Here is a 23,128-nt window from a genome sequence, read left to right as displayed (position 1 = left end):
GACTATAAAAAAAATATTAATTTAAACTTAATTTAAAAAAAATATACTACAATCTTAAAAAATAAATTAAAACCTGGTAAAAAGGAGAAAAAATGGGTAAGTTTGTAAATAATATTGATGAGTTTTTTAGCTATTGCCAAGAACATGAAGTTTTGTTTGTTGATTTTAGATTTACTGATATGATAGGTACTTGGCACCATATCACTTATAATATAAAAGCAATTGATAATAAAACTTTTGAAAATGGAATTCCTTTTGATGCAAGTTCTTTGCACGGTTGGCAACCTATAGAAAAATCAGATATGATTTTAAAACCTGATGTAGAAAGTGCGTTTTTAGATCCATTTACAGCAGATCCTACTATCATAGTAATTTGTGATGTATATGATATTTACAAAGATCAAATGTATGAAAAATGTCCAAGAAGTATTGCTAAAAAAGCAATGCAACACTTAAGTACAAGCAATATCGCTGACACTGCTTATTTTGGTCCTGAAAATGAATTTTTTATTTTTGATAATGTAAAAATAGTTGATTCTTCTCATTGTGCAAAATATGAAGTAGATACTGAAGAAGGTGAGTGGAATGATAATAAAGATTTCACAGATAGTTACAATAGCGGACATCGCCCAAGAAATAAAGGCGGATATTTTCCTGTAAGTCCTATTGATTCTAGTGTAGATATTAGAGCTGAAATGGTACAAGTTTTAGAAAGGGTTGGCTTAAAAACTTTCGTACATCATCATGAAGTAGCACAAGGACAAGCTGAGATTGGTGTAGAATTTGGAAATTTAGTTGAAGCTGCTGATAATGTACAAATTTATAAATATGTAGTGAAAATGGTCGCACATTTAAATGGAAAAACTGCAACCTTTATGCCAAAACCACTCTATGGAGATAATGGAAGTGGTATGCATGTGCATATGAGCCTTTGGAAAGATGGAGTAAATTTATTTTATGATAAAGAAGGCTATGGAAAATTAAGCGAATGTGCGATTAATTACATCGGTGGAATTTTAGCTAATGCAAGAAGTGTTGCAGCATTTACTAATCCTAGTTCAAACTCTTATAAAAGAATAGTTCCAGGTTTTGAAGCACCTTGTATATTAACTTATTCTTGCCAAAATCGCTCTGCAAGTTGTCGCGTGCCTTATGGTATTAACGAAAAAAGCGCAAGAGTAGAAATAAGATTTCCTGATAGTACTTCTAATCCCTACTTGGCTTTTACAAGCTTGCTTATGGCAGGACTTGATGGTATTAAAAACAAAACCATACCGGTTGGCCCTATGGATGAAAATTTATTTGCACTAACCCTAGATGAAATTAGAGAAAAAGGTATAGAACAATTACCTCATACTTTAAGAGGATCTTTAGAAGCACTCATTAGAAAAAATGCTTTTTTAAAGCCTGTTATGAGTGATGTGTTTATTGATGATTATCAACATATGAAATTTGAAACCCAAGTATGGCCTGTAGAAGCTAGACCAACTGCATATGAATTTAAAACTTGTTATTCTTGCTAATTTTTGATGCCTTTTTGGCATCAAAAATTTAAAATACTATTGTTTTATTTTCGTGTATAAAAATCCTATCATCAAACACTAAATCCAAAGCCTTAGAAAAAACATTTTTTTCCACATTGCGTCCTGCTTGTTGCATAGCCTGCCAAGAATATTCATGAGTAACCGGTATAACATCTTGGGTGATAATTGGTCCCTCATCTAAGTTATTATTTACAAAATGTGCTGTTGCACCTATAATCTTCACTCCTCTTTCATAAGCTTGCTTATAAGGATTAGCTCCTATAAATGCAGGTAAAAAAGAATGGTGGATATTAATAATTTTTCCTTCAAAATGCTCCACAAAAGATGGAGATAATATTCTCATATATTTTGCTAAAACAATATAATCAAACTCATATTGTTTTAAACACTCTAGTAATTTTTCTTCATGCTCTTGTCTGCTTAAATCCTGTGCCAAAATAGTATGAAAAGGTATGTTAAATTTATCCACTAAAGGTTTTAATATCTCATAATTTGCAACAACTGCTTTAATATTTGCATTAAATTCGCCACTAAATTGACGGATAAGCAACTCACCTAAACAATGAGTTTCTTTAGTAGCTAAAACAATAATATCTTTTTTTCTCTTTGGTGTAATTTCAATTTGTGCATTATCAGGAAGCATAGCTTCAAGTGTTCCTTTAAAAGCTTTTATATCAAGCTCACCTTCTAAATGTGCTCTAAAGAAAAAACGATCTTCTCCAACAAATTCATCATTTTTTATAATATTAATTCTATATTTAAAAATAACATCTGAAATTCTATAAATCAACCCTTTCTCATCACTACTTGAAATTTTTAAAATATATTCATTCATTTTTGCTCCTTTATATAGTTTTTTAATTCTTGTAATCTTCTTTTTTCAAGCTCAATCCCAAGTTCTTTCCCACTAAGTCCTTCCTTTAGTAAATCATTTGCACTAACTTTACTTTCAAAAGCATGATGATATAAATTTAATTTCTTTGCCTGTACCATACGCTCATCATCCCAGAGCCCAAGCCATTTGCAAAGTGGTATTTTTAAAGCAATTTTAGCCAAATCAAAAACATCAATTTTACCTAAAATAAATTCTTGTTCACATTTTTTTAATAGTTCTTTTTTTAATTTTGTTTTTTTAAAAAAATCCTCTTTATTTATATGAAAAAAATTCAAATACAAATACAAAAACAAAGCCTCATCGCAAATTATTTTTTGACTTTGTTCTAAAAGTCTTTCAAATTCTTTATTACAGCTTTGATGAAAAAATATTTTTTCCTCTAAGTTTAAAATTTTGAAATACTCATAAGCTTTATTTAGTCTTGAAGTTTTAAAAATTTTATAAAGTTCATTGTTAATACGCTCTTTAGATAAATCACTTATATCCATAGTTTGCATTAATTTTAAACTTTCTTTTGCAATTGTTAAATCAAACCTGCATGCAAAAGAAATTCCACGAAGCACTCTTAAACTATCTTCAACAAAACTTTTATCATCAATATGCTTTATAATCTTTGCTTGCAAATCTTGCAAACCATTAAAAAAATCTAAAAATTCAAAATCAAAAATATTTACCATCAATGCATTAATGGTAAAATCCCTTCTTTTAGCACCTTCTTGCTCATCATTACAAACTTTAACTTCAAAACCTCTATGGCCTGTAGAAATTTTATTTTCATAACGTGCTAGAGCTAAATCAAATTTTTTGTATTTATATACAAAAAAACTTTTTCCTACTCCATTTGCACCAAGTTTTTGCATAAGCTCATCAAAAAGCTTAGGCTTAATATCATAAATTTCTATATCATAATCATCACTAGATAAATCTAAAAAAGAATTCCTTACACAACCACCTACTAAATAAGCCCTTCGTGTGTAAGGCTTAAGTATATTTTTAATACTTAAAAAATCTTGGTCATTTTTTAAGTCTATCTTCAATCTTTGCAAGCAAAAACTCTAAAAAAGTAATGGTCATATCTAATCTTTTTTCTATATGCTCATCTTTAGTATTTTTTAATCCTTCAAATAAAACCAAGATACGCTCTCTAAGATTTTTTAAGAAAAATTCTTCATTGTTTATAATACTTTCTTCTTTTTCTTCTAAAGCTTCAACCTTAATAGCGACATTTTGCTTCTCATCTTTTACTTTTACTTCTAAATCATCTAATTCTTGAATTAGCTCTTGCGTAACCTTGCTAATTTCTTCTTTGATTTTTTTCTCTTGAGTATTAACACTTTTTTCTTGAGTAATTTCTTCTACCATAGGAGCAAATTCATCATTTTTACTTTTTTTGTTATCTAATTCTGAATTAACTTCACTTATGGCCATTTTTGCTAAATCTTCTATATTCATAGTTTTATCAACCACCTTTTAAATTCATTAATTTCTTCTTCACTTTTCATATTGACAAAAAAATCAAGCATATCATAATTTAAATCTTCATGATTAGAACGCAAACCACTTAAACGCCTTATAGCATCAATGGCATTTTTATTTTGCGGATCTTGTTTTAATATATTTTTATAAATCTCCAAAGCTTCATCTTTTAAACCTTGTGCTTCATAAATAGAGGCTTCTGTTACTGTATATCGCATTATCAACTCACAAAAAAAATAAAATGTCAAAATTCTAACAAAAAAGACTTTAATTTATTTTAATTTTTACTTAATCACAGGAGCTTTATAAGCTAAAAATACAAAAATATTAAGTATTACAGCTACTACAATAAGCATAATAAAGCCTGAAGTGAAATTTCTAAAATTATCATGGAGCATACCTATAATCCAAGGTGCTTGAGCTGCTATTAAATATCCTATGCCTTGTGACATGGCAGAAAGTTTAGCTGCTATAAAAGAATTTGAACTTTTTATAGCAATAAACAATAATGAAATTGTAAAAACCCCACTAGATGCAAAACCTAAAAAAATAGCTGCTAATAGTAACACTAATTTTACATCACAAAAAAACACCAAAATAAAACTTAAAACATATAAAAAACCTAATATTATAATAACAAAACTCTCAGCATGAGCTCTTAGTTTTCCTAAAACAATAGGCAATAAAAATGCCACAGGCATGCCTATGATTTGAGAAAGTAATAAAACATTAGAACCAAAATCAATTCCAAAACCTTTTTCACTTATCATCACACTAAGCCAAGCAAAAAGACTATAAGATAAAAAACTTTGTAGTCCCATTACAATAGTAACTTTCCAAGCTGTTAAATTTAAAAAAAGATTTATTTTATTGATATTTTTCTTTTTAGGACGCAATAATCTTTTATTTTTCAAATGTGGAAAATAAAAAATCAAAGCAATCAAAGCTAATATAACCCAAAAAAACATAGCCTGAGGTACTTCAAAAATTTTAAGCAAAGGAAGCGATAAGGCCACGCCAGCAATTGAAGATAAACCCATAATCGATCCATATAAACCCATTATTTTATAAGCATTTTTTGCAAATTTTTCTTTTACAAAAGAAGGTAATAAAACATTAGCTATTGCAATGCCTGCTCCGATTAGAAAAACCCCAGAAAATAAACCTATATTACCCCCATAACTTCTAATAAACTCTCCAAAAACAATCAAAATTAAGGCAAAAAACAAAGCTTTAATTTGCGAAAAATACGCTACAAAAAAAGGTATAAGCCCAAAAGCTATTAAAGGTAAGGTTGTTAGCATACCTGCTAGGGCTGAATTTATTTTATAATATTCTTGGATATATTCTATCATAGGGCCTATGGAAGTTATAGGTGCTCTTAAATTTAAAGCAAGGGTAATTACAACTAAAATATTAATCCAAAAGAATTTTTTATATGAAATTTGCGTATACATGATTATTTTTGATTTAATATATTTTCAAGATATTTTTGTTTATCTTGCTTAGTATCTTTTTGTTCTATTTGTTTTTGCTCTTTTATTATTTCATTTTCTTTAGAAAAATAAAAATAATCAATAATAAAAATAGAAGATATGATCGCTATCAAAGGTATTAAAAAAATCATAATCAATACTTCCTAAAGACATTACCATAGTATTCTATATTATCTTTTTTTAAATTCTCATCAAAAGTATTTGCTTCAAAATTTGCTTTTAAAATTTTCTCTCTTTCTTCGTCTAAATCCTGATAAGAAAAAACCATATTAATACTCACCACCCCATCAAGTTGTTCTAATTGTTTATATGCTTTTAACTCATCATCTAAATTTTCACTTTCTATTACCACTATAATTTTTTCATCCTGAGCTAATTCCACACTACAGCAAGGTGTTTGTTGAATTTGCTTTTTAAGTTTTTCTAATTTTTCTTCTTTAGTTAAAATCAACACACTAGAAAGATTCATCTATACTCCAAAATATAATTTTGTTTTCATAACCTGCGCTAATAAACTCATGCTCGTTTAAAAATATAAGATATTCTAGCAAAAAATCTTTATTTTGGAATTTTTTTATCGTTTTTAAATTTTTAGTATCTATAAGTTCTATGATATTTTTTTCATTATCTCCAAAAACTGCTATTGAGCCATCTTTATTTAAAGCACAAGTATAAATCAAAAAATCTCTTTCTATATTTTTTTCTTGGTCATTTTGTATTATACCTAATTTTCTATCAGTGCTACAGCTTGCAATAGCTGTGTTTTTAAAATCAAGTTGATAGATATTATCCTTATGAATACTCTTATAGCTTTTTATTTTTTGCCATTTTTTCACATCAAAAAGTATTATTTCGCCACTTTCAAAACCTGCCACTAATTGAGTTTTTGTTTCATTTAAAACCACATCACTTAAGCTTGAACTAGAAAAAGTAAAATTTTTTACAACACTTTTTGTTTTTAGATCAAAAAGCTCTATATTAGAACCTAGCAAGGCCAATAAAATAGTATTATCATCTAAAAACAAAGCCTTTTTCACTCCATCATTAGTTAAATCATAGCTTAAAAGTTGTTTATTTTTGTAAACATGTAATTTTTTGCTTCCAAAATCACCTTCACTTAAAATCAAAATAGCCCCATTTAAGTAATCAATACTATAAATTCTAGGGCTAAGATTTTCTTCATAAAAATTTTTAATCTTATCTAACTGAGTGATTTTTTGCATTTTTTTATCTTTAATGAAATATTGGTTTATTTCTCCATTATCAAGTCCTATAAACAAACTATTATCAGTAAGCTTTAAAGCATTTAAATTTGAATCAAGTTTAAGCTCATAGCTAAATACATAAATACTCACTAACAAGATTAAAAATATTTTTTTCATAATTTTATTTTACACCTTCATTTAAAACATCTAAGAAATTAGATTTTCTCTTTGATTCCTCGCTTTTAAATTTAGCTTCAAAGCTATTTCCCACTAAAGGTTTAGCATCACTTTGTGGTACATGACATTGCGTACAATTAAATCTTGCATCACTTACCATATCTTTAGTAGATTTATTTTTTCTTAAATCAAAATAATGGCTACTTGGAAGTGCTGTCGCAGCTAAGTCTTTTGCTACTGCTTTATCATGGCAACTTAAGCAAATATTATTATCTTTGGTAATTGGAAGCATATCCTCTAAGGTATGTGGAATCAATGGTGGAGCATTTTCAAATGACCTCTCAATCAAAACAGATTCACCAGCTAAAGCTTGAGAGTATTTAGCATCCAACAACTCTACATTTTCACTTTCTAAACTTGTTTTTCTTAAACCTATATCTTTTGAATCAACACTTTTAACAGCAAGCCCACAAGCACTTATTAAAACAGCTGCTGCTAAGGATAAAAAGATTTTATTTTTCATTTTCTCTCCTTAAATTTATTATACTAAAACCTAAAGCATCATCACCGCAAACATCAATACATTTTCCACATCTTATACATTCACCCGATTTTATATCTTGATTTTCTTTGCCTATCATCCAAAGTACTTGCTTTTCAGGACATACTCCAAGGCATTTGTAACACTTAGTGCATTTTTGCAAGTTATATCTTACTTTTAGTAATGAAAAATGCGAACCTAAAGCCCAAAAAGCCCCTAAAGGACAAAAATGCGAACAAGTAAATCTTGGACTAAAAAATGTATCTATACAAAAAATAATCAAAGCTACAAAAAGCCAAGAAACACCGCCAAAAATAATCCCTCTTTGGATTATTCCTATATAAGAAAATTCCTCAAAAACAGGAAAAGAAAAAAGAAAAGAAAAAATCAAAACAAAAGCTAAAACATAATAACGTAAATTTTTATTTACATTAAAAACTCTTGCTTGATTAAAGCCTAATTTATTTCTAATAAAATAGGCAAAATCAGTAATGATATTCACAGGACAAACCCAAGCACAAAACGCTCTTCCGGCAAAAATAGCATAAAATAAAAATACTATTAAAGCACCACTTAAAGCCATTAAATCTACTTGCAAACTTGCTAAAGCAAGTTGAATAAATGCAAAAGGATCACTTAGTGGCACCGAAGAAAATAAAACCGAAGAGCTTAAATTTCCTTTTAATATAAAATTAAATACACCAAAAGAAAAAAAAGTCAAAATAGACAATTGCACTATTCTTCTTAAAATAAGATATTTCATAGCAATTCTCCATCATTAAGATAATCTTTAGCCTTATTTTTATTGAAATTTTTATCTGTGTTTACATCTTGCAAACGTTTTTCATCTTTTTCATCCCAACCTTTGATGTAATTATCCCCAGCTTTTCCTAAAACAAACTCTCTAGGTAAAACTCTAATAGCTGCCTTTTGTGTTATACAAGCTTTTTCACAAATCCCACATCCAACACACACTTCATGATCTACCACAGGTAGTAAAAATGCGTGCTTTGCGGTTCTTTCATTGCGTTTTGTTTCAAGTTTTAATGCTTTATCTATTAAAGGACAAGCCCTATAACAAGCATCACATTGAATTCCCCAATAAGCAACACAACTTGCACTATCAATTATAGCTATACCCATTTTTGTTTTATAAATTCCATTATTTTGCTCTAGATATTTATGATCTAGAGCATTTGTAGGACAATCTCTTATACAAGGTATATCCTCACATAACCTACAAGGATTTTCTCTTGCTACAAAAAAAGGTGTGCCATTTTTAGCACTATTTTCTAAATTTGCTAGCTTCAAAACATCATAAGGGCAAGCTTTTACACAAAGTCCGCATCGTATGCATTTTGATAAAAATTCTTTTTCATCATCTGCTCCAGGAGGTCTTAAAAAATACTCCTGATTTGAGCTAAATGCTAAACTTGCCAAAAATGCACTTCCGCTTCCTATACATAAAAGCTTGAAAGCAAAGGCTAAAAATTCTCTTCTATTTTTCATTTTTATGCTTTAGTAATTTTTACGGCACATTTTTTGAAATCTGTTTGATTAGACAATGGACAAGTTGCATCTAGTGTAACTTTATTTATATACACATTCTCATCAAACCAAGGCACATACACAAGGCCTTTAGAAGGTTTATTTCTACCACGAAAATCTACTCTAGCTTTTACTTTGCCACGGCGTGATTCTACCCATACGATATCACCTTGATTAATTTTCATAGCCTTAGCATCATCTTCATTCATATAACAAAGTGCTTCAGGTACTGCACGGAAAAGCTCAGGAACCCTCATAGTCATAGTTCCACTATGCCAATGCTCTAAAACCCTACCAGTACATAACCAGAATGGATATTCTTTGCTTGGTCTTTCAGGTGCTTTCATAAATGGTCTAAAGAAAATTTTCACTTTGTTTTTTAAACTATATTTTTCTTTAGTTTGTGGAGCTAGTAAATCTCCTTTTGGTAATTCTTTGGCAAAATCACCATAAAACGCAAAGTCTGAATTTGGAGCAGCTTTTTTAGCATAATAATCAAATTTAGTATTAAATCTCCATTGAGTTTCTTTACCATTTACCACAGGCCATCTTAAGCCCCTTACTTTATGATAAGTATCAAAATCAGCTAAATCATGTCCATGACCCAAGCCAAATTTGCGGTATTCTTCCCATAGATATTTTTGTACAAAAAATCCATATCCATTAAATTCTTTACCATCGCTACCTACAACTTTTCTCTCATCGCCAAATACTTCAGAATTATCAAATCCTTTTGCAATATTATCTTTAGCTTTGAAAGATTTTGCTTCTTTATTAGCAAATAATACATCATATAAAGTATCATCTTCGCTATAACCCATAGCTTTAGCTTCTTCTAAAACACTTGGCAGGGTAAGTTTATCATTTACCTTAGTTTCACCCCAAACTTCTTTTAATTTAAAGCGTTTTGAAAATTCCATGATTTGCCAAGTATCACTCATAGCTTCACCTACAGGCAATACTTGTTGTTTCCAGTGTTGAGTTCTTCTTTCAGCATTACCATAAGCACCCCATTTTTCATAAATCATAGCACTTGGTAAAATTAAATCTGCCACCTTAGCACTAATTCCTGGGTAACAATCACTCACAACGATAAAATTATCCATTTCTCTAGCTGCTGCTATCCAGTGATTTGCATTAGCTGTATTTTGCCAAGGATTATTTACTTGCACCCAAGCAAATTTGATATTTCCATCTTCTAAATCTCTCATGATTTTTAAGTATGGAGCGCCTGGTTTAGGATTGATTGTTTTTGCAGGAACTTTCCAAATTTTTTCACTAATTTCTCTGTGTTTAGGATTTGCAACCACCATATCAGCAGGCAAACGGTGTGAAAAAGTCCCTACCTCTCTTGCAGTTCCACAAGCACTTGGTTGCCCTGTTAATGAAAAAGCACCATTACCTGGCTTGGCTTGTTTACCAAGTAAAAAATGCACCATATAAGCTTGCTCATTTACCCAAGTACCTCTTGTGTGTTGATTAAAGCCCATAGTCCAAAAACTTACAACTTTTCTATTTTTTTCTATATATAAATTTGCTAATTCTTGAAGTTTTTTCTTAAATTCTTCTATACTTTCATCTTCATTACCCTTAGCAACTTTAGCAACATAATCAAGCGTATAAGGCTCTAAAGCTTTTTTGAAATCTTCAAATGAAATTTCCCAATGCGCATCAGGAGCACTTTGGTGTTTCATTTCAAATTTATCGCCTGCTTTTACCCCCAAATAAGCCAAAGATACTGCTTCTTCTTCATCTACAATAATAGCATTTTGTTTTGCTACGGTATCTTTTTCACTTGCTTTAAATTTAGGATGGTTTGGATTATTTCTCATTCCATAACCAATATCAGCATAACCTGTTGTAAAAATACAATGTTTTTCAATAAATTCTTTATCCATAGCTTCAGGATGATTATAAACAATCTCTCTAGCGATATAATTCCAAATAGCTAAATCAGTATTTGGCTTGAAAATAATTTCAGTATCTGCTATATGAGAAGTTCTATTAGAAAAAGTAGATAAATTTACGATTTTAACTTTATCTAAATTGCTTAATTTTCTATCACTTACCCTTGACCATAAAATCGGATGCATTTCTGCCATATTTGCACCCCAAGTAATAATAGTATCAGTAAGTTCTATATCATCATAACAACCAGAAGGCTCATCAACCCCAAAAGTTTGCATAAAACCAACAACAGCACTAGCCATACAATGACGTGCATTTGGATCTATATTGTTTGATCTAAAACCAGCTTTTACTAATTTTGCAGCAGCATATCCTTCTTGTATAGTATATTGACCACTTGCAAAAATTCCAATTCCCTCAGCACCTTTTTCTTTATAGGCTTTTTTGAATTGTTTTTCCATTTCATCAAAAGCTCTTTGCCAAGAAACTTGTTGGAATTTTCCTTTTTTATCAAACTCACCTTTTGCATTTACACGAAGTAAAGGTGTTACTAAGCGATCTTCTCCATACATAATTTTTGCATTAAAATAACCTTTAATACAATTTAACCCACGATTTACCGGAGCTGCTGGGTCTCCTTTTACAGCAACAATTTTACCATCTAAACTTGCAACTAAAATTCCACAGCCTGTACCACAAAATCTACAAACAGCCTTATCCCAACGCCATTTATTCTCAGTATTTGCAAGCACACTACTTGGAACACTAAGACCTGCAACACCACAAGCACTAGCAATAGCGGTATTTTTAATGAAGTCTCTTCTGTTCATTATATCCCTCGTTATTGTTTTATTTATGTATATAAAGAATACATAAATATAATATTACTATGATTAGTTTAAATTTAAATTATAAAAAGAATATTTTATAAGTATTTATAAATAAGAGTTTTTTAGTATTTTTTTAATATTTTTTGCATATTATAAAACGCTAGTTAATTCTAGCGTTTTAATTGATTTACAATTCCAAGCATATCATCACTTGTAGTGATTGCCTTTGAGCCTGCCTCATAAGCTCTTTGCCCTGTGATAAGATCTGTCATTTCTTCTACAAGCTGAACATTACTTAGCTCTACAAAGCCATGTTTGATTACAGAAAATCCATTCTCTCCCGCTATACCTGCAATAGGCGCTCCACTTGCATCAGTTTCTACTAAAAGATTATCCCCTAAAGCATGTAAACCTGCAGGATTAATAAAATTTACAAGCTCAATTTGACCTATTTGAGTTTCAGCTGTATTTCCTGGTTGCATAACAGAAACCGTTCCATCACTTGCTACGTTAATAGCTGTAGCATCCTCAGGTATAGTCATTTCCGGCAAAAGTCTATAACCATCTGAATTTACAATATTTCCTTCAGCATCTTTAGTAAATTGACCATTTCTAGTATAAGCTATAGTTCCATCAGGCATTTGAATTTGAAAAAAACCATTATTACCAGCAATTGCCATATCAAGACCTGAAGTTGAAGTTTGCTTTAAACTACCTTCGCTAAAAATTTTACTCACAGCTGTCACTCTTGAGCCAAGACCCACTTCTATACCACTTGGGTGTTTTGTAGTGCTTGAAGTTGAAGTACCTGCGTATTTCATCGTTTGATACATTAAATCTGCAAATTCTGCACGCGATTTTTTATAACCTACTGTATTAACATTTGAAATATTATTTGAAGTTACATCAATTTGTGTTTGTTGTGACACCATCCCTGATGCTGCTGTGTATAATGATCTTAACATTTTATCTATCCTTAGTTTTATTTAGTACTTGCTAATTTATTAATAGCTTCTTGATTTAAATCATCCATATGAGATGTCATAACTTTTTGGTACATCTCAACCATTCTATTTGCTTCGATTAATCCTACCATTTCTGTAACTGGATTAACATTTGATCCTTGAGTAAAACCTTGCTTAATGGCATTTGAATTTGGCAAATCTCTAATTTTGTTTAAATTATCGATTTTATACATATTATCGCCATCTTTTTGTAAATCTCTCAAATCATCAACTTGTGCGACGAATAATCTTGCTATATCTTGATTAGACGCACTAATGATTCCGTTTTTATCCACATTAATAAAAGAAGTAGAATCTCCTATGCGTATGCCATCATTTTCAGTATTGTTAAAATAATCACTGCTTAAAACTCTATATCCTTGACGATTTACCAAATAGCCCTCATCATCAAGCTGGAAATTTCCATCTTGGCTTAATCTTACTTCGCCATTATTTGTTTTAATTAAGTAAAAAGTATCTTCACGAGTAAGAGCTAAATCCAAAGGATTATGCGTCATTTTCATAGAACCTACGCTAAAATTTGTATAGACATGATTAACTTGTGGAACTCTATCTATAGTTGTATTTACAAATCTTGCAGCATCTCTTGTGTGATTTTGTATAGGCAACTCATCTTGAGTTTCTTTAAAAATCCTTTTAAAATCTGCAATAACAACATTATCTCTTTTATAGCCACTTGTATTTACATTTGCTAGGTTATTAGTTACAACATCTAAGCGATTAAACTGCGTAACCATAGCACCAGTGGCTTGATAATACCCATTTTGCATTGTTTTTCCTAACTAAAATCTTAATTTTTCACTAACAAAGCAAAAGCTGTTCCAAAATGTTTTTATTTGTTTTTAATTAATCTTTAGGCATAATATTTAGTTTTACACTCATTACTTAAATACAAGGGGTATCCATGGCTAATGAAACCAATGTTTTAGAAGAACTTTTCAAAGAAAATTCTAAAGATTATATCACATATGAAAAACTTGTCAAGTATTTTGCAAAGCTTCCAAATGCAACAAGTGCAAAAAAAATCCGTGATTTAATGGATAAATACAAAGTAGAATTAATCTCTTCAGCCGAAATTGCTAAAAAAAGAAATTTAGAAGAAGCAAAAAAATTACAAGAAGAAAAACAAAAATTACAAGATACAAGTTTAGAAAATGAATTTGATTTAGCCAATGAAAATGATTTATTAGAATGGAGTAGATCAGACTCACCTGTTAGAATGTATTTAAGAGAAATGGGACAAATTGCTCTTTTAAACAAGGATGAGGAAGTTGAAATTTCTAAAAAAATTGAACTAGGCGAAGACATTATCATCGATGCTTTTTGTTCGGTGCCTTATTTGATTGATTTTATACTTGATTATAAAGAACCTTTGATTAATAGAGAAAGAAGAGTAAAAGAGCTTTTTAAAAGCTTTGAAGATGATGACAAAAGTGATGACGATAAAAGCGATGATGAAATAGACTCTGAAGAGGAAAATGAAAACGAGGAAAATGAAAGCTCAAGCGAAAAAAAACCTAAAAAAACAAGTAAAAAAGAAGACGAAAGAACCTTAAAAGTTATAGAAAGTTTTAAAGCTTTAGAAAAAGCAAAAAAAGAATGGTTAAAAACCATATCTACTATTAATGCAGAAAAAAACGATGATGAATTATTAGATAAATTAATTATTGCTTTTAAGAAAAATATATTAAAAGAAAAACTGATGGATCTAGGTCCAACTTCAAAACTTATCTCTGAAATCGTAAAATCCATGGAAACAGCTTTAAAAAGCGATGAAGAATTTGACAAAGAATTAAAACGCTTAGAATATCGTTTGCCGATGTTTTCAGAAGAATTAAAACAAAGACACCAAGATATCTTAAAAGATATTACCAAACTTAGCAAAGAAGAAATCGCTGAACGCGCACTAGAAACTACCATGGTAAGCACTTATATGGAAATAAAAAAACTCATTCAAACTAAAGAGGCTAGTCAAAATTCTTTTGATTTAGAAAAAGATCAACTAAAAGAAATTTTAGAGCAAATCAAACGCGGTAAAAAAATCTCAGATGAGGCTAAAACTAGAATGGCAAAATCAAATTTACGCTTGGTTGTAAGCATTGCCAAAAGATATACCAATCGTGGATTACCATTTTTAGATTTGATCCAAGAGGGCAATATAGGCTTAATGAAAGCGGTAGATAAATTTGAATATAAACGCGGTTATAAATTTTCAACCTATGCAACTTGGTGGATTAGACAAGCTATTTCAAGAGCAATTGCTGATCAAGCAAGAACGATTAGAATTCCTATTCATATGATAGAAACTATTAATCAAATCAATAAAATCATTCGCGAGTATTTGCAAAAAGAAGGTAAAGAACCTGATGTAAGTATTATTGCTAAAGAAGTGGGACTTAGCGTAGATAAAGTAAAACAAGTGATTAAAATCACTAAAGAACCAATTTCCCTAGAAGCACCTATTAGCAATGAAGATGATGGTAAATTTGGAGACTTTGTAGAAGATAGAACTTCAATTTCACCTATGGATCATATCTTAAAAGATGATTTAAAAGAACAAATTGATGAGGTTTTAGATCAGCTTAATGATAGAGAAAAAGCTGTTATTAGAATGCGTTTTGGTTTAATGGATGATGAAAGTGATAGAACCTTAGAAGAAATCGGTAAAGAATTAAATGTCACAAGAGAAAGAGTAAGACAAATAGAAAGCTCAGCTATAAAAAAACTCAAACATCCAAAAGTTGGTAGAAAACTTAAAAATTATATAGAAGGTTGGAAATAATCCTTGCTAAAAAGCAAGGATTAGCTATCTCTAAAAAGCTTCGTTGCTAAATGTGCTGCTCTACTATGATCAGTATCTTTTTTTAAGGTATTAAAAATTCTACTAATGTATTCTTCTAAGATTTGCTGAGAATTATTAACTTTTTCTGCTTCATTTAAAGCAACCTTGCGATATCTTCCTTCGCTATCTAACTCATAAGCCAAATCATTATCGCTTAATTGCAGTTTTAAAATTTGAGCTAGTTTTGCACGCGAATGCTCATCAAAAATAGGAGTCATTAATTCTAGTCTTCTTTCTAAATTTCTTGGCATCCAATCAGCACTTGAAATAAAATAATTTGGCTCAGTGTGCTTAAAATATAAAATTCTAGCATGCTCTAAATATTTTCCTACTATACTTCTAACCTTTATATTTTCACTATATCCTTTTACCCCAGGTCTTAAACAACAAATTCCACGCACAATAAGATCTATTTTAACACCCTTATTTGAAGCATCATATAAAGCTTTAATCACATCACCATCTACCAAAGCATTCATTTTAGCTATGATTACTCCATCTTTTCCATGATTTGCTTCAGTAGTTATCATATCTAAAATTCTTTCTTTGATTTGCTTTGGACTCATTGATAAAGTCTTTAAGCGACGGCTTTTACTATATCCTGAAAGTATATGAAAAAAGGTTGTGGTATCTTGAGAGTATTCTTCTTTTGAAGTAAAATAACTTACATCAGTATAAATTTTAGCCGAACTTGCATTATAATTGCCTGTACTTAGATGATTATAAATTTTTAATTTTTCCCCTTCTTTTCTAATCACTTGAGCCACTTTTGCATGTACTTTAAAACCCGTAATGCCATATATTACATGAGCTCCTGCATTTTCTAATGATTTTGCCCAGTGTAAGTTATTTTCCTCATCAAAACGCGCCTTTAACTCTACCATTACAGTCACTTGTTTACCATCGCTTGCTGCGTCAATTAAAGCTTGGACTATGTTTGAATTTTTTTCCACCCTATAAAGAGTCATTCTTATAGAAACAACTTTAGGGTCTTTACTTGCTTCTTTGATAAATTGATACACAGGCTCAAAACTCTCATAAGGCTGTATAGCCAAAATATCTTGTTTATCAATTGCGCTAAAAATAGATACATTATCTCCAAAAGGTGGTAAAATTTTTGGTGTATATACAGGGTTTAGCAAGTGTGTAAATTCTTTATTAGAAATAATTTGCCACAGTGATGGTAAATTTAAAAGTATACTGTATTCGTAAATATCTTTATGAAAAATATTCATATGGGAACTTAAAAACTCAATCAACTGCTCATCTGCGCCTTTTTCTATTTGCAAGCGTATAAAAGCACCTTTTCTACGAAGCTTTAAACCCTGCTCTAAAATCAACATAAAATCATCAGCCTCTTCTTCTTCTATCTCCATATCTGCATTTCTGGTTACTCTAAAAGCAGCAGATGATAAAAGCTTATAGCCAGGAAAAATATGCTCAGTATGGTGACGCACTATACTTTCTATAGGCACATAAATATTCGAACTTACTTGGTAAAATCTTGGTAAAACCCTAGGTATGCGTATCATGCCAAATTTTAAAAGCTCAGGATGCATAGGATCACAAAGCTTTACTGCTAAAGAAAATGAAAGATTGTTTAAATGCGGAAAAGGATGGGTTGCATCAACTGCAATAGGTACTATCACAGGAAAAATATTAGAAAAAAAATGCTCATTACATTGCTGTTTTAAATCCTCATCAAGCTCTTCGTAAGAACGAATAAATAAATTTTCTTTTTCTAAATCTTGAGTTATTTTAGTAAAATACTGCTCTACTACATATTTTTCTTCGTGTAAATAATTTCTAATGGCTTTAAGTTGCGCAAGTGGGGTCATTTCATCATTACTTGCCGTACTTATTCCTGCTACAAAAAGCTGTTTTAATCCTGCCACTCTTATCATATAAAACTCATCTAAATTTGTACAATATATAGCAATAAATTTAAGTTTTTCAAGCAAGGGAAGATCTTTAGAGCATTGATCCAAAACACGAGAATTAAATGCAAGCCAAGAAAGTTCTCTATTGATATACATTGATGGTTGAATTTGCATAATACACCTACCTTATTTTCTAGTATTTAATATTTTAGTATTTCTTTCATTAAAATTTATTTTATTTTTATAATAGTAAATAAAATTATATAAAAAAATAATACTTTTTTTCTCTTATTAAAAAAATAATAAATGATTAATAAACTTATATTTACTTTTTAAGTTTTATAGTGTAATATAATTGCACTTAAGTTCTTGTAACTTAAACTTCATTCAAAGGAGAGACTTTGAAAAAAGCAAACTCAAAACTTTTTGCTGTTTTCCTCTTCTTACTTGTAATTTTAGCAGGCGTGGGAATGTATACTTTCCATAATGCCAAAGGCACTTCTTATTTTAGCGATGCTAGTGAAAGCTGTAATAATTGTCACATTATGAACGAGGTTTATAATGATTATTTAAAAGCTTCACACTCTAAAGAAGTTGATGGTAAGCCAAGAGCAACCTGTAATGATTGCCATTTACCACATAGCTTTTTTGAAAAATGGATTGCTAAAGCTCAAAGTGGCTTAGGACATGCTTATGCATTTACTTTCAAACTTGATTCTTTACCTATGCATTTAAGTGCAAATGCAAAAAGTAAAGAAATAGTCCAAAATAACTGTATAGAATGTCACAAAGAAATTGCGAGTAACACTATCAACCCTACTCTAGATCCACATAAAGATAATGCTTTAAGTTGTGTATCTTGTCATCAAGGTGTTGGTCATAAGAGAGGATTTTAAATGAAAGGAGTATTTAATGAATAACAAAGGCATTTTATATAGTGCTATTAGTGCTACTATAGTAGCTATTGCAGGCGTATTGTGGTTAAATCAAGATATCACAGCCAAAACAAACGATTCAGTAGGTGGAATCATCTCTCAAGAAATTGTAAAACTTGGCGATGAAAATCCTACTTTTGACTACTGGGGAAAGAATTTTCCTGATTATTTAGACATGCATACAGCAGTGGAAAAACAAGCACCTAATGCAACAGAATTTGGTGGAAATTTAGCTTATTCAAAACTAATTCGCTATCCACAATTAACTGTTCTTTGGGCTGGCTATCCATTTAGTATTGATGCTAATGAAGAAAGAGGTCACTTTTGGGTTCAAGTAGATCAAATGGATACAGCTAGAAACAATAAAGATTTCTTGAACGCACACGGTTTTGCAGGATTTGGTGGCCAACCAACAGCTTGTATGAATTGTCATAGCGGATGGACCCCTTGGCTTTTAAACAACACTGCAAAAGGTGATTGGGTAGCATTTAACTCTGCAAAATATTGGACTATGGTTAAAACTATCCCAGCTGTAAATGGAGCTAAAGAAAACTCACCTGAGCACAGCGGACCTCATGGCGGAAAAAGAATGGGTGTAACATGCGCAGATTGCCATAATCCAACAGATATGAGTTTAAGACTTACAAGACCAGCTTTAATCAAAGCATTAATTTCAAGAGGTTATGAAGCAGATGAAAAACAAGGCATTAAAGCTTCAAGAAGTGAAATGAGAACTTTAGTATGCTCTCAATGTCACGTTGAATACTACTTCAAACCAACAGGCACCAAAGTAAAAACTATCGGAGAAAGTATAGCTAATGATAGTTCTAAAAAATGGTGGAATGGTACTCAAAAAACTTATGATGAGTTTGATTCTTGGAGAGATGGTAATAAGCCGGTTGAAATCGAAGTAGATGGTATAGAACTAGCATTTCCTTGGAGTGAGTGGAAAAAAGGTGAACCATTTAGAATAGAAATGTTTGATGATTATTATGAAAAAAATAGAGAAAATTTCCCAAGTGACTGGGTTCATAAAATCACCAAAGCGCCTATGCTAAAAATTCAACATCCAGAAAGCGAACTTTACAGTGGTGGTGTACATGCTGCAAATGGTGTAAGTTGTGCAGATTGCCATATGCCTTATATTAGAAAAGGTGCAAAAAAAGTTACTAACCACAATATCACTTCACCTTTAGTTGATATTAACTCAGCTTGTAAAACTTGCCATACTCAAAGCGAAGGCTATTTAGCTAAACAAGTAAAAGATATTCAAAATTCAGTAGCTCATGATTTAAGAACAGCTGAATATTCTTTAGTAAGCTTGATTAAAGATGTAGAAACTATTCGCGCAGAGCTTGGAAAAATGCCTAAATTCCAAACCAATGGCAAAGCAGATGATGCTAAAATTTCAGCTGAATTAAAAGAAGTATTAGAACTACATAGAAAATCTCAAGTAAGAGCAGACTTTGTAGGTGCTGAAAACTCAACAGGATTCCACAATCCTAGAGAAGCTTCAAGAATGCTTTTGCAATCAGTTGATATGTCAAGACAAGGACAAACTAAATTAGTAGAAATTGCAGCCAAAAACGGTATTAAAGATTTCAAAACTTCAAATTTAGGTTTTGAAGATATTCAAAAATTAAATCCAGGTGAAATTCACTATAAAGTAGATTTAAACGGCAACAAAGCAGGAGATCGCTACTACAAACATCAAGAAGTAAATGGTAATCCACCAGCAAAACTTCTTGAAGATGATAAAAATCTAAAACCTTATAATTATAAAGTAATAGATTAATCAAAATAAACCCTCATAGTCGAGGGTTTATTCTTTTATCAAACTTACATCCTCGCCTTTTAAAATTTTATTCATAGTATTCATAGCACACATTTTTCCACACATTGAGCAAGAATTAAGTTCTTCAGGCTTTCTTTCATTAAACATTTTCTTAGCCTTTTCTCCATCGATTGCTAATTTAAACATTTTTTCCCAATCAATATCTTGTCTAGCTTTACTCATTGCATCATCTATTTTTCTTTCTTTAGGAAGTTTGGCTATATCTCCTGCATGAGCTGCTATTTTAGTCGCCACTATACCATCTCTTACATCTTCTAAATTTGGAAGTCTTAGATGCTCAGCAGGGGTTACATAGCAAAGTATATCAGCACCAGCTGCTGCTGCAACTGCTCCACCGATTGCTCCACTTATATGATCATATCCTGCGCCTATATCAGTAACTAATGGTCCTAAAACATAAAATGGAGCTCCATTGCAAATTCTTTTTTCAAGTTGCATATTAGCTTCTATTTCATTAATAGCCATATGACCAGGTCCTTCTATCATCACTTGCACATCTTGAGCCCATGCTCTTTTTGTTAGTAATGAAAGTTCTATAAGTTCAGCAATTTGAGCTCCATCGCTTGCATCATGGGTGCAACCTGGTCTTAGCGCATCGCCCAAAGAAAGTGTCACATCAAATTCCTTACATATAGCAAGCAAATCATCATAATATTCATAGAATGGATTTTCAGCATCATTCATTTGCATCCAAGCATAAAGAACTGAACCTCCTCTTGAAACTATATTAGTAATCCTATCACACTCTTTAAAAACCCTAGCAGCACGAGAATTTATCCCTGCATGAATTGTCATAAAATCCACTCCGCTTTTGGCATGATGATACACTACATCTAAAAAATCTTTTGCCTTAATATCTTTTAAATCTTTTTCTAAAAACCCAACCGCATCATAAACAGGTACGGTACCTATCATAGCTTTTGAGGTAGTAATTAGCTCATCTCTAAAACGACTAGTTTTACCATAATTGCTAAGATCCATAATAGCTTCTATATTAAATTTATGAGCTAACTCTACCTTTTTCATTTCTTCACTATAATCTACGCAATCATTTGAAACACCTAAATTAACATTTACTTTTGTTTTAAGTCCATAGCCAATACCATTTGGATCTAGTGCTTTATGATTGATATTTGCAGGAATGATAATTTTTCCACATGCTATGTTTTCAAGCAAAAAATCTTCACTTACTTGCTCTTTTTGTGCAACAATTTGCATTTGTTTTGTGAAAATTCCTTCTTTTGCATAAGACATTTGAGTTTTCATTTAAATTTATCCTTAAAATAAAATTTGGATAAATGAAGGGTATGTGAGTAGTTGATAAATTATCCCAACGCTAGCATTACCTAGTTCTGGTGCGGTCTAAGCTTTTAGCTTACTCTCAGCCTGTATCACAAGCTCCCGTCATTTATGCAAAGCAAGTATAGCAATAAATACAAAACAGAATTTATTTTTTTATTTGATTTTTAGCTTGCTTGCTAAAATGTAACAATTCTTCAGTGGTTTTTATATAAAAAGGAATTTTTTTAAGACAGTATTTTAAAATTTCACTTGCAGCCAAAGCATCACTTAAGGCTCTATGATGCTTACTTTCAATACACAAAAACTCTTTTAGAGCATCAAGGCCGTATTTTGGACTTTCAATGCATTTTTTAGCTAAATCAATAGTGCATAATCTTCTATTTAAAAGCACTCCAAAATCATTTTCATACATAGCTTTAGATATAAAATGATAATCAAAACGCACATTGTGTGCTACAAAAATACTATCTTTTAAAAACAACTTAAAATCATTTAGCACAGCTTTCAAAGAAGGTGCATTTTCTACCATGTCCAAACTGATTCCAGTTAATTCTGTAATATTTTCAGGTATGCTTTCTACTTTTATAAAACTTTCAAATCTATCAATTTCTTTATAATTTTGAATTTTCACTGCACCTATTTCTAAAATTTGACCACTTTTTATCCCGCCGGTACTTTCAATATCTACAACACAAAATATCTCATCTTTTATTTTTGTATTTTTACTTTTTAAACACAAACAATTTTGCGCATTAAGCTCTACCCCTAGCCCTAAAAGCTCAAAAATATATAAATCAAATTCATAGTGGTTTAATTCTTCTATTTTTGCAAGCTCTTTTAAAACCCAAGGAAAAGGTTTGTTTTCTTTACTTAGCTTGATGATTAAATCATCTATTTGTTGTTGGCTCAAAATTCAAGCTTTAAAGAATTGATTGCTGTTTTTTTATCTTGCGAGGAAAAGATATAACTACCCGCAACTAAAATATCAGCTCCTGCTTCATCTAAATCAGGTGCATTTAAGCCATTTACTCCACCATCAACTTCTATAAAAACTTTAAGATTTTTTTTATCTATCATTTCCCTTAACTGTCGAATTTTATCATACACCAAAGGTAAAAAATTTTGCCCACCAAAGCCTGGATTAACACTCATTAAAAGCACCATATCTACAAATTCTAAAATATACTCTATACTTGAAACGGGGGTATGTGGATTTAAAACAATGGCCGGATGAATACCATTTTTTCTTATATACTCACATACCCTAATAGGATGATTTTCAGCTTCTAAGTGAAAGCTGATAAATTTTGGCTTTATTGGGATAAATAAATCTACAAAACTACTAACATTATGCACCATTAAATGCACATCTAAAGGCACTGAAGTAATTTTTGAAATATTTTCAACCGCACAAGGACCAAAAGTAAGATTTGGGACAAAATGTCCATCCATCACATCAATATGCAATAAATCAGCCCCTGCTTGAGATACTTCTTTAATCTCATTTTCTAAATTTAAAAAATTTGCAGACAATAAACTTGGCGCTACATACATTTTATATCTCCAATAATATTAAAAAATAATTTTATCATACTTATTATCAAATTTTCTTTATGTATTTTTGATAATATTTGATTTTTTTAAGCTTGCTTTAGATATAATGCTAAAA

Annotated in this window: 22 protein-coding genes and 1 riboswitch; of the genes, 4 read left to right on the top strand and 18 right to left on the bottom strand. The window is 30.7% G+C overall.

Annotated features, from left to right (window positions below; genetic code table 11):
* The first annotated feature begins 92 nt into the window (after positions 1-92).
* On the top strand, positions 93-1,523 hold the full coding sequence (glnA, locus tag L8W55_RS02825; RefSeq protein WP_263677242.1) for a type I glutamate--ammonia ligase: 1,431 nt from the start codon (positions 93-95) through the stop codon (positions 1,521-1,523).
* A 28-nt stretch (positions 1,524-1,551) separates the two neighbouring features.
* On the opposite strand, the gene purU is transcribed toward glnA, so the two are convergent.
* The 14 genes from purU to L8W55_RS02755 all read right to left on the bottom strand — a co-directional run bounded on the left by purU (position 1,552) and on the right by L8W55_RS02755 (position 13,415).
* The gene (purU, locus tag L8W55_RS02820; protein ID WP_263677241.1) at positions 1,552-2,379 is read right to left on the bottom strand and encodes a formyltetrahydrofolate deformylase; all 828 of its coding nucleotides are present in this window, start codon (positions 2,377-2,379) and stop codon (positions 1,552-1,554) included.
* Positions 2,376-3,485, bottom strand: coding sequence for a CCA tRNA nucleotidyltransferase (locus L8W55_RS02815; RefSeq protein ID WP_263677240.1), 1,110 nt, complete (start codon positions 3,483-3,485; stop codon positions 2,376-2,378). The genes purU and L8W55_RS02815 overlap by 4 nt, the downstream gene beginning before the upstream one ends.
* On the bottom strand, positions 3,454-3,891 hold the full coding sequence (gene ciaD, locus L8W55_RS02810; protein ID WP_047208402.1) for an effector protein CiaD: 438 nt from the start codon (positions 3,889-3,891) through the stop codon (positions 3,454-3,456). The genes L8W55_RS02815 and ciaD overlap by 32 nt, the downstream gene beginning before the upstream one ends.
* A complete protein-coding gene (locus L8W55_RS02805) occupies positions 3,888-4,136 on the bottom strand; it encodes a hypothetical protein (RefSeq protein ID WP_087691144.1) in 249 nt (82 codons plus the stop codon). Before L8W55_RS02805 ends, ciaD begins: the two co-directional genes overlap by 4 nt.
* A 63-nt stretch (positions 4,137-4,199) precedes the next feature.
* Positions 4,200-5,372 carry an MFS transporter gene (locus L8W55_RS02800; protein WP_263677239.1) on the bottom strand — a complete coding sequence of 391 codons (1,173 nt, stop codon included), beginning with the start codon at positions 5,370-5,372 and terminating at the stop codon, positions 4,200-4,202.
* Positions 5,373-5,374: 2 nt separating this feature from the next.
* Positions 5,375-5,542, bottom strand: coding sequence for a hypothetical protein (locus tag L8W55_RS02795; RefSeq protein WP_263677238.1), 168 nt, complete (start codon positions 5,540-5,542; stop codon positions 5,375-5,377).
* A gap of 2 nt (positions 5,543-5,544) precedes the next feature.
* Positions 5,545-5,880 (bottom strand): chaperone NapD, encoded by a 336-nt coding sequence (locus L8W55_RS02790; RefSeq protein ID WP_039618619.1) that lies wholly within the window; start codon positions 5,878-5,880, stop codon positions 5,545-5,547.
* On the bottom strand, positions 5,867-6,793 hold the full coding sequence (locus L8W55_RS02785; protein ID WP_263677237.1) for a WD40 repeat domain-containing protein: 927 nt from the start codon (positions 6,791-6,793) through the stop codon (positions 5,867-5,869). Before L8W55_RS02785 ends, L8W55_RS02790 begins: the two co-directional genes overlap by 14 nt.
* Positions 6,794-6,797: 4 nt before the next feature.
* Positions 6,798-7,316: a nitrate reductase cytochrome c-type subunit gene (locus tag L8W55_RS02780; protein WP_047208405.1), complete on the bottom strand. Its 519-nt coding sequence runs from the start codon at positions 7,314-7,316 to the stop codon at positions 6,798-6,800.
* On the bottom strand, positions 7,306-8,097 hold the full coding sequence (gene napH, locus L8W55_RS02775; RefSeq protein ID WP_263677235.1) for a quinol dehydrogenase ferredoxin subunit NapH: 792 nt from the start codon (positions 8,095-8,097) through the stop codon (positions 7,306-7,308). The genes L8W55_RS02780 and napH overlap by 11 nt, the downstream gene beginning before the upstream one ends.
* The gene (napG, locus tag L8W55_RS02770) at positions 8,094-8,843 is read right to left on the bottom strand and encodes a ferredoxin-type protein NapG (RefSeq protein WP_263677233.1); all 750 of its coding nucleotides are present in this window, start codon (positions 8,841-8,843) and stop codon (positions 8,094-8,096) included. The genes napH and napG overlap by 4 nt, the downstream gene beginning before the upstream one ends.
* 2 nt (positions 8,844-8,845) lie before the next feature.
* On the bottom strand, positions 8,846-11,620 hold the full coding sequence (gene napA / locus L8W55_RS02765; protein WP_263677231.1) for a periplasmic nitrate reductase subunit alpha: 2,775 nt from the start codon (positions 11,618-11,620) through the stop codon (positions 8,846-8,848).
* A gap of 170 nt (positions 11,621-11,790) precedes the next feature.
* Positions 11,791-12,585, bottom strand: a complete 795-nt coding sequence (flgG, locus tag L8W55_RS02760) for a flagellar basal-body rod protein FlgG (protein WP_039626513.1) — start codon at positions 12,583-12,585, stop codon at positions 11,791-11,793.
* Positions 12,586-12,602: 17 nt separating this feature from the next.
* Positions 12,603-13,415 (bottom strand): flagellar hook-basal body protein, encoded by an 813-nt coding sequence (locus L8W55_RS02755; protein ID WP_263677228.1) that lies wholly within the window; start codon positions 13,413-13,415, stop codon positions 12,603-12,605.
* Positions 13,416-13,549: 134 nt separating this feature from the next.
* Between L8W55_RS02755 and rpoD the strand changes: the two genes are divergently transcribed.
* Entirely contained in the window at positions 13,550-15,427 is a 1,878-nt protein-coding gene (gene rpoD / locus L8W55_RS02750) for an RNA polymerase sigma factor RpoD (protein WP_263677227.1), read from the top strand.
* Positions 15,428-15,447: 20 nt separating this feature from the next.
* Here the strand turns inward: rpoD and L8W55_RS02745 are convergent, their stop codons facing one another.
* The gene (locus L8W55_RS02745) at positions 15,448-17,541 is read right to left on the bottom strand and encodes an RNA degradosome polyphosphate kinase (RefSeq protein WP_263677226.1); all 2,094 of its coding nucleotides are present in this window, start codon (positions 17,539-17,541) and stop codon (positions 15,448-15,450) included.
* 227 nt (positions 17,542-17,768) lie between these two features.
* Between L8W55_RS02745 and nrfH the strand changes: the two genes are divergently transcribed.
* Positions 17,769-18,263, top strand: coding sequence for a cytochrome c nitrite reductase small subunit (gene nrfH, locus L8W55_RS02740; RefSeq protein ID WP_263677224.1), 495 nt, complete (start codon positions 17,769-17,771; stop codon positions 18,261-18,263).
* A 16-nt stretch (positions 18,264-18,279) separates the two neighbouring features.
* Complete coding sequence (locus tag L8W55_RS02735) at positions 18,280-20,097, top strand: ammonia-forming cytochrome c nitrite reductase subunit c552 (protein WP_263677223.1); 1,818 nt, start codon at positions 18,280-18,282, stop codon at positions 20,095-20,097.
* A gap of 27 nt (positions 20,098-20,124) precedes the next feature.
* Here the strand turns inward: L8W55_RS02735 and thiC are convergent, their stop codons facing one another.
* The 3 genes from thiC to rpe form a co-directional block, all read right to left on the bottom strand.
* The gene (gene thiC, locus L8W55_RS02730) at positions 20,125-21,423 is read right to left on the bottom strand and encodes a phosphomethylpyrimidine synthase ThiC (RefSeq protein WP_263677221.1); all 1,299 of its coding nucleotides are present in this window, start codon (positions 21,421-21,423) and stop codon (positions 20,125-20,127) included.
* A gap of 44 nt (positions 21,424-21,467) precedes the next feature.
* Positions 21,468-21,572: riboswitch (TPP riboswitch) on the bottom strand.
* Between the two features lie 32 nt (positions 21,573-21,604).
* Positions 21,605-22,369 (bottom strand): 3'-5' exonuclease, encoded by a 765-nt coding sequence (locus L8W55_RS02725; protein ID WP_263677220.1) that lies wholly within the window; start codon positions 22,367-22,369, stop codon positions 21,605-21,607.
* Positions 22,366-23,013, bottom strand: a complete 648-nt coding sequence (gene rpe, locus L8W55_RS02720) for a ribulose-phosphate 3-epimerase (RefSeq protein ID WP_263677218.1) — start codon at positions 23,011-23,013, stop codon at positions 22,366-22,368. Before rpe ends, L8W55_RS02725 begins: the two co-directional genes overlap by 4 nt.
* Positions 23,014-23,128 lie beyond the last annotated feature (115 nt).

Source organism: Campylobacter sp. FU_520, assembly GCF_025772385.1.
Taxonomy (GTDB): Bacteria; Campylobacterota; Campylobacteria; order Campylobacterales; family Campylobacteraceae; genus Campylobacter_D; species Campylobacter_D lari_C.
This window is presented reverse-complemented; position numbering and strand designations above follow the sequence as displayed.

Excerpts from the sequence above, each read along its gene's own strand:
- glnA (WP_263677242.1), top strand. The coding sequence starts at position 93 with ATGGGTAAGTTTGTAAATAATATTGATGAGTTTTTTAGCTATTGCCAA.
- purU (WP_263677241.1), bottom strand. The coding sequence starts at position 2,379 with ATGAATGAATATATTTTAAAAATTTCAAGTAGTGATGAGAAAGGGTTG.
- ciaD (WP_047208402.1), bottom strand. The coding sequence starts at position 3,891 with ATGAATATAGAAGATTTAGCAAAAATGGCCATAAGTGAAGTTAATTCA.
- L8W55_RS02800 (WP_263677239.1), bottom strand. The coding sequence starts at position 5,372 with ATGTATACGCAAATTTCATATAAAAAATTCTTTTGGATTAATATTTTA.
- L8W55_RS02795 (WP_263677238.1), bottom strand. The coding sequence starts at position 5,542 with ATGATTTTTTTAATACCTTTGATAGCGATCATATCTTCTATTTTTATT.
- L8W55_RS02790 (WP_039618619.1), bottom strand. The coding sequence starts at position 5,880 with ATGAATCTTTCTAGTGTGTTGATTTTAACTAAAGAAGAAAAATTAGAA.
- L8W55_RS02785 (WP_263677237.1), bottom strand. The coding sequence starts at position 6,793 with ATGAAAAAAATATTTTTAATCTTGTTAGTGAGTATTTATGTATTTAGC.
- L8W55_RS02780 (WP_047208405.1), bottom strand. The coding sequence starts at position 7,316 with ATGAAAAATAAAATCTTTTTATCCTTAGCAGCAGCTGTTTTAATAAGT.
- napH (WP_263677235.1), bottom strand. The coding sequence starts at position 8,097 with ATGAAATATCTTATTTTAAGAAGAATAGTGCAATTGTCTATTTTGACT.
- napG (WP_263677233.1), bottom strand. The coding sequence starts at position 8,843 with ATGAAAAATAGAAGAGAATTTTTAGCCTTTGCTTTCAAGCTTTTATGT.
- napA (WP_263677231.1), bottom strand. The coding sequence starts at position 11,620 with ATGAACAGAAGAGACTTCATTAAAAATACCGCTATTGCTAGTGCTTGT.
- flgG (WP_039626513.1), bottom strand. The coding sequence starts at position 12,585 with ATGTTAAGATCATTATACACAGCAGCATCAGGGATGGTGTCACAACAA.
- L8W55_RS02755 (WP_263677228.1), bottom strand. The coding sequence starts at position 13,415 with ATGCAAAATGGGTATTATCAAGCCACTGGTGCTATGGTTACGCAGTTT.
- rpoD (WP_263677227.1), top strand. The coding sequence starts at position 13,550 with ATGGCTAATGAAACCAATGTTTTAGAAGAACTTTTCAAAGAAAATTCT.
- L8W55_RS02745 (WP_263677226.1), bottom strand. The coding sequence starts at position 17,541 with ATGCAAATTCAACCATCAATGTATATCAATAGAGAACTTTCTTGGCTT.
- L8W55_RS02735 (WP_263677223.1), top strand. The coding sequence starts at position 18,280 with ATGAATAACAAAGGCATTTTATATAGTGCTATTAGTGCTACTATAGTA.
- thiC (WP_263677221.1), bottom strand. The coding sequence starts at position 21,423 with ATGAAAACTCAAATGTCTTATGCAAAAGAAGGAATTTTCACAAAACAA.
- rpe (WP_263677218.1), bottom strand. The coding sequence starts at position 23,013 with ATGTATGTAGCGCCAAGTTTATTGTCTGCAAATTTTTTAAATTTAGAA.